Origin of the sequence: Hymenobacter elongatus, from assembly GCF_004745955.1 — a bacterium.
Lineage (GTDB): Bacteria > Bacteroidota > Bacteroidia > Cytophagales > Hymenobacteraceae > Hymenobacter > Hymenobacter elongatus.
The window spans coordinates 1-5,882 of the sequence record NZ_SRLD01000079.1 but is presented as its reverse complement, the minus strand read 5'-3'; the positions used below and the strand labels follow the sequence as shown (position 1 = coordinate 5,882).

Sequence of the window (5,882 nt, the reverse complement as noted above, 5' to 3'; positions counted from 1 at the left end):
CAGGAAGCCAAGCAGCAACTGGGCCTGCACCAGAACCAAACGCGCTCCTGGCCTGCCTGGCAGCACCACGTGGCCCTGACGACGATGGCCCTGCACTTGCTGCTCGACACGCAGTTGCGCGAACGGGAGGCCCTGCCTAACTTGTCTTTCGCCAGCCTTAAGCTCATTCTGGCGCAAAACCTACAAAACCTACTCCACCAAGATGATGCCTTACTGGCTGCCGTGCACCAGCGGGCACGAGCTAATACCCCCAAGCACCCCCGGCCGCACGCCCCTTAACCTGCCAAAGTAGAGCTAAGTAGTCGTGCAGAAGTAAGCGTACTGAATTTAGAACGTCATACTGAGCTTGTCGAAGCATCTCTACCGCCAAAGTAATCAGGTTGGTTTAGCGGTAGAGATGCTTCGACAAGCGGGCGCTAGGTGTATAGTCCCAAAGTGAGCTGGGTGGGGTCACGGATAAAGATAGTGGGATTCAGGAGCCATTGTTGGCAAATGAATTCGTGAGGTGTTTTGCCCCGCAGGCGCTTAAGGCGTTTAGCGTGGTTGTAGGCCAGCACAAAGGCTTGCAGGTGCTCGTTGAGCTGTTCGGTGGTTTGGTAGTGGTACCGCTTCACAGTCGCTTCTTTGATAGTGCGGTTGAAGCGCTCGACCTGGCCGTTGGTCCAGGGGTGAGCGGGCTTGGTGAAGCGATGCTCGATACCGTGCTCGTCGCACACGCGGTCGAAAATGTGCCGCCAGGCATACACTTGGTGGGGCAGGTTACCAAACTGCGTCCCGTTGTCGGTCAGCACTTTGTGCACCTTGTACGGAATAGCCGCCAGCACGCGGCGCAGGAAGTCTGCCGCCAGCATCTTTGTGGCCCGTAGCTGCAACTCGGCAAAGGCCAGTTTACTGGTGCGGTCACTGGCGACAAATAAGTAGACCTTGCCTTCTTCGGTGTGGACTTCGGCAAAATCCACGTGCAGGTAGCCGATGGGATAGTCCTTGAATTTCTTTTTCTTTTCCGCCGGCTCCGAGGCGGGCAGCCGGCTGATGCCGTGGCGCTGGAAGAGGCGGTGCAGGGCCGAGCGGGAGAAGGGGGGAATCGTTTCCTGCAAGGCGTAGAGGCAGTCATCGAGGGGCTGCTGCGTGTGCTGGCGAAAGGCCACGGCCATGGCCTCTTCCGCCGCCGTGAGCACCGTCGAGGCCGGTTTGGGACCCATCGGTACGTCGGTCGTGGTCGTCCGACTACGCCATTTGGCGACCGTTTTGGGGTTGACCCCGTGCCGGGTGGCTAAGCTTTGTAAGCTTTCCGGGCTTTGTTGGATAAGGCGCCGTACTGCCGGAGTTGTCCGGGCGCTGCCGTGAAGTATTTGTCCCATAGATGCTGACGAACTTCGGACGTAAAGACCATACCACTACTTCCTGGGACTATACACCTAGATCAAGCATCACCGTCTTTTTTGCTACGGCTACTTTTGCTTGAGTACTTACTGCCGCATGCTTATCACTCTTGCTTATGGGCTTAAGTGGGGTGGTCCAGTGAAAACGGACAGTGAGCTAAGGTAAGTTTGTTTTGAATTCCTGTTCAAATTGATGGGGCGGGCGGTAGCCCAGGGCGGAGTGGCGACGGTCAAGGTTGAAGTAGGTAAGTAGGTCGGAAGAATTAGTTTTCATTAAAAGGGCTGAATCGAATGCGCAGTTCTTTGCCAAAGGCAGCCAGGCAGCGGTTGGTGGCATAGGCCAGCTCATCAGTGCTGCGGTAGTCCTCGGGCCGAAGCCAGCCGCCTTTTAGGTGGCGCCAGACGGTTTCGGCGATGGTGAGGTGGAGCGAGTAGGGCAGCAGAAAAAACAGGTACAAGTCACGTGCTTCCCATCCGGCCCGCCGTTGCTGCACGATGGCGGCCGTATGGATGCTGGCGTTGTCGAGCACCACGACGGTCGGCCCGCGGCAGCTGCAGCGAGAGGCGCTCCAGCTCTTCGACGACGAAGGCCGCCGTAATGCTGGTCGTGCTCGTGGCCCTGCGGCACTGGTTGTCGCGGCCAAACAGCCCCCAGCAGTTGAGACGAAACCCTTTCTGAGCCGCCATGAACACGCCTTCGCCGGGAAATTGCCAGCCGTAGGGCACGTGGCCTTCGCTGCATACGTGCGACTCATCGCCGTAGCGCAGCGTCAACTGGCCCGCCCGGGACAGGCGTTCGAGTTCCGCCAACCGCTCGTATCGGGCGGCGTAGCGCACGGGGTCGGGCCGGCCTTTTATCCGGCGACGGATGCGTTTGAATCGGCCACCAAGGCTTTTAAAAAAGCGCAGAACGTGTCGCGGCCCACGGCCGGGCTGCCACTGGCCCGCTGGGCCTCCCACGCGGCCTTGGCCAGGGTGATGCGCTGGCGGTTGCTTTGCACGGCGGCCCGCACGGCGGCTTCGTCCTGCGCCACGGCAAGCCGCGGCTTGCGGCCGCGGCCAGGCTTGGTTTTCAAGCCCTCAAGGCCTGCTTCCCGGTGGCGCTTCGTCCAACTACTCACGCTCACGTGGCACAGGCCCACCACGCGCCCCACGTCCTGCGAAGTACGGCCGTCGGCCTTGAGCAACACGAGCTGACACCGCAGCCGAAGCGCGTGACTCGGGCTCGTTTTGTACGTGTGCTCCAGCGCTGCTCACGCCAATTCATCCAAAATCGGGGTGTTCACTCGACTCACACCGCAAAGAAAATACTTAATGCAAACTAATTCCTCCAACCTACTCGTCGAGGTAACGGGCCACTTCCAACCGGGCTTCTTCGAGGGAGGCGAAGGTGGTGCCGTGGGACAGCAGCTCGGTTTTGAGCGTGCTCCAGCCGGTCTCGGCCTGGGCGTTGTCGTAGGGGTTGCCCGGCCGGCTGAAGCTAGGCACGGCCCCCGCTTGGTCGATGCGGGCGCGGCAGGCGGCGCTGGTGTACTGCCGCGGTCGGTATGAGTAGTCCCGCCTGGGGCGGGCTGTCGCAGGGTCAGGGCTTGTTCCGGGGCCGTGAGCACGAGTTCAGTGGGCATTTGCGCGGCCAGCAGCCCACCATGCGACGGGAGCAGGCGTCGCGCCAGGTGGCCAGGTGGCCCCAGCGCCCGCCTACCAAGGGCAAGTGCGTAATGTCGCCCACCCACACCTGGGTCTGGGGCGGTGGGAGCGGGCTGGCCGAGCAGTCGGTTTTCGGCCACCACGGCGGCCGGGTCGGCCACGGTCGTGCGGGGCCGTTGCGGACGGGTGCTCAGCGCGTGCAGGCCCAGGTGGTGCAGTCAAGCACGCAACGCGTAGCGCCCCACCGCGTGGCCTTCGGCGCGCAATTCGGCCCGCAACCGCCGGGCACCATAGCGGCGGGCAGGGCGTGTAAAGGCGGCATGGGCGGCCGCGTGCCAGAGCACCGGGACGACGGCGGGCCGCTGCCGCCACTGGTAATAGCCAGTTGCGCTCACGGCCAACAAGCGGCAAAGCACCTGCACGGGCCACGGCTCCGTGCAGTCCTCGATGAACTGGTAACGACTCATGTTTGAGGAGTTTGCGCAAAGATGGTCACGACTTTTTTTACAATATCGCGCTCCATTTTCACGCGCTTGAGCTCGGCGCGCAATTGCTCCATTTCCGCGCGTTCGGCGTTACTGGGCACGGCCTGTTCCAGCGCCTGCCGCTGCCAGCGGCCTAGCAGCGCCAGCGACATGCCCGGGGCGCGGGCCACGTCCGTTTGCCGGGCCCCCAGCGGCCACCTGGCGTACGCACTCGGCATTGAACGCCGGCGTGTATTTTTTCGGGTGGAGGGGCTTCCTCCAAAATTCATTTTTTCGGTCATAGGCAACGAAAGTTAAGACTTCTCGCTGTCCGTTTTTACTGGGCCACCTCACTCTGGTCGCGTTAGCTAGACGACCTCTGTACTCGGCGTTGTTGGCGTACCAACCCGTCCATTAGGCGTGCTTTGGCAACGCCATGCTACCAAAGCATCAGAAGAGAAAGGCAAGTTTTCCCGGCATTCAAAGCAAGCCGAGTGTATTCTTGGCACATCGTTGCTCCGTAGCCCGCGCCCTGAACGCAGCTCGCTCAGTCAACAAGATTTTGCTAATCGTCTAGTAGGTCGTCGTCGTCGGCAAATAGGCCTTGATTCAGGAAATCCATATTTCGTTCATCGCCACCGTCTAATACCATGGCTAATTCACGCTCATTAAATAGGTTAAATTCGCAAGTATCAACAGAAAGATACATATCACTAATTCTTTTCATGACGTTTTTTTTAAATTTTTGGGGAAATATTTTTAACTAAAAAAACTCATACACAACACATTCAATTTCTTTATTTTCAATTTATCACCTCACATTGCACGACACTATTCCATCATTAGGACAGAGAAACAACGAATAGATTTATGTCTCTTGTGGGTATTAGATTTTGTTGTTGATTTAAAGGTATACTCGCACAAATCTTCAACAAAGAATAATACACCATCGGGGGCATTACCGATACCAACCGCCCAATGGAATGAAGTTTCCCTGGCTGGAGGGCGAGGAGCACACCTTGAGGTAGTCTCACAAGGCTGGGCAGAAACAGGACATATTTCCCTTCGGTACGCGCAGCAACACCCAATGGAACATCGCCTGATAACCAGTGCACATACTGAAGCTGTTTGGGAAGTCGGCCGAACGTCATGTCTCCTCTCCGCTTGATGCGCAGAATGGTCGACATGACGTTCTATGGGATTTTAGCGACTAGAGCCTGTTATGGACTGGTAGGCTGAAAAGCGGTTTTTGCTAAGAGGAGGGAAACGAAGACGAGGAAGTGAAATTGCTGCATTGTCCGCGCCAAGCGTTCGTAGTCGCGGGCCAAGCGTCGGAAACGCGCCGCCCAACCAAAACTACGTTCCACGACCCAGCGCCGCGGCAGCAGCACGAAACCGGCCTGGCCTTGCGGCTTGGCAATAACCTGTAAATCAATATCATGTACTGCGGCGGCATATTCGGCTTCTTCGCCCGTGTAGCCCTGATCTACGTAGGCAAGCTGCACCTTCTGCCCCGTGACGCGTTGCACCTGTTCACACAGGGCCGCCACCTGCCCGCGGTCCGGTTCGTTGGCGGGGGTGACCACAGCAGCCAGCAGATGACCCAGCGTGTCCACGGCTACATGCACCTTGCTGCCTTTGCGCCCTTTGGCCCCATCGTAGCCCGCCCGCGCCCCGCTTTCGGGTGTAGTCTGGATCGTGCGCGAGTCCAGAATCACGGCCGTGGCCTCGGCCGGCCGGCCGGCCAGCACGCGAGCCAGCTCGCGTAAATCGGCTAGCAGATGCTCGGAACAGCGGTTGTCGCGCCAGCGCGCCCACTGTTGGTACACCGTTGGCCACGGCGGCAGATCGTGAGGCAGGTAGCGCCAGCCGCAGCCGGTCTTAACCAGATACCGCACGGCATTGAACAGGGCGCCCAGCGAATGCTGGCGCTGCGGTGCATCTTCCCGCACCAAGGCCAGATACGGCGCCACAAACGCCCATTCCGCATCTGTTACGTCACTGGGGTACCCGACTTGCTGTGCCACACCCTTAATTTAACGCACCAGTCCATAACAGGCTCTAGACTTGTTCCTGAAGTAGGAACCGATGCTAACATTTGGCTGTCCTGCTCATCTGGCGTCCGCTTGTCGAAGCATCTCTACCGCGATGCTACTTACCACTGCGGTAGAGATGCTTCGACAAGCGGACGCCAGATGAGCAGGACGTTCTTTTTCGTTTCGCTTTATTCAGGAACGAGTCTACTGCCTAAACAGCTTCACTACTAGTGCTTAGTCAGGCAAGTTGATTAACAGAATACAGGTTCTTGCGGTTAGGGTGCTATGGCCCGACCAATCATCCCTTTTGCCTTACCGGCCGCCGCCCAGGCCGCCCTGGAAGCCTTCACCCG

Annotated in this window: 8 protein-coding genes and 1 pseudogene; 2 read left to right on the top strand and 7 right to left on the bottom strand. The window is 58.8% G+C overall.

Going from position 1 to position 5,882, the window contains the following annotated elements; all coding sequences use genetic code 11:
• Positions 1–279, top strand: a pseudogene (locus E5J99_RS21530) (hypothetical protein); the annotation flags it as partial.
• A 137-nt stretch (positions 280–416) separates the two neighbouring features.
• Here E5J99_RS21530 and E5J99_RS20560 read toward each other — a convergent pair.
• From E5J99_RS20560 to E5J99_RS20545, 5 genes are all read right to left on the bottom strand, one after another.
• On the bottom strand, positions 417–1,361 hold the full coding sequence (locus E5J99_RS20560; protein ID WP_135499686.1) for an IS481 family transposase: 945 nt from the start codon (positions 1,359–1,361) through the stop codon (positions 417–419).
• A gap of 284 nt (positions 1,362–1,645) precedes the next feature.
• The gene (locus E5J99_RS21685) at positions 1,646–1,876 is read right to left on the bottom strand and encodes a hypothetical protein (RefSeq protein WP_245319155.1); all 231 of its coding nucleotides are present in this window, start codon (positions 1,874–1,876) and stop codon (positions 1,646–1,648) included.
• Positions 1,842–2,192, bottom strand: a complete 351-nt coding sequence (locus E5J99_RS21680) for a hypothetical protein (protein WP_210114501.1) — start codon at positions 2,190–2,192, stop codon at positions 1,842–1,844. The genes E5J99_RS21685 and E5J99_RS21680 overlap by 35 nt, the downstream gene beginning before the upstream one ends.
• A gap of 44 nt (positions 2,193–2,236) precedes the next feature.
• Positions 2,237–2,587 (bottom strand): helix-turn-helix domain-containing protein, encoded by a 351-nt coding sequence (locus tag E5J99_RS20550; RefSeq protein ID WP_394345959.1) that lies wholly within the window; start codon positions 2,585–2,587, stop codon positions 2,237–2,239.
• Between the two features lie 130 nt (positions 2,588–2,717).
• Positions 2,718–2,870 carry an integrase core domain-containing protein gene (locus E5J99_RS20545; RefSeq protein ID WP_167852269.1) on the bottom strand — a complete coding sequence of 51 codons (153 nt, stop codon included), beginning with the start codon at positions 2,868–2,870 and terminating at the stop codon, positions 2,718–2,720.
• Between the two features lie 59 nt (positions 2,871–2,929).
• Between E5J99_RS20545 and E5J99_RS20540 the strand changes: the two genes are divergently transcribed.
• Positions 2,930–3,502, top strand: coding sequence for a hypothetical protein (locus E5J99_RS20540; protein WP_135499683.1), 573 nt, complete (start codon positions 2,930–2,932; stop codon positions 3,500–3,502).
• Here the strand turns inward: E5J99_RS20540 and E5J99_RS20535 are convergent.
• Together E5J99_RS20535 and E5J99_RS20530 are read right to left on the bottom strand one after the other, a co-directional pair.
• Positions 3,493–3,795: a hypothetical protein gene (locus E5J99_RS20535; RefSeq protein WP_135499682.1), complete on the bottom strand. Its 303-nt coding sequence runs from the start codon at positions 3,793–3,795 to the stop codon at positions 3,493–3,495. The genes E5J99_RS20540 and E5J99_RS20535 overlap by 10 nt on opposite strands.
• 918 nt (positions 3,796–4,713) lie before the next feature.
• Positions 4,714–5,520 (bottom strand): IS5 family transposase, encoded by an 807-nt coding sequence (locus E5J99_RS20530; RefSeq protein ID WP_135499681.1) that lies wholly within the window; start codon positions 5,518–5,520, stop codon positions 4,714–4,716.
• Positions 5,521–5,882 lie beyond the last annotated feature (362 nt).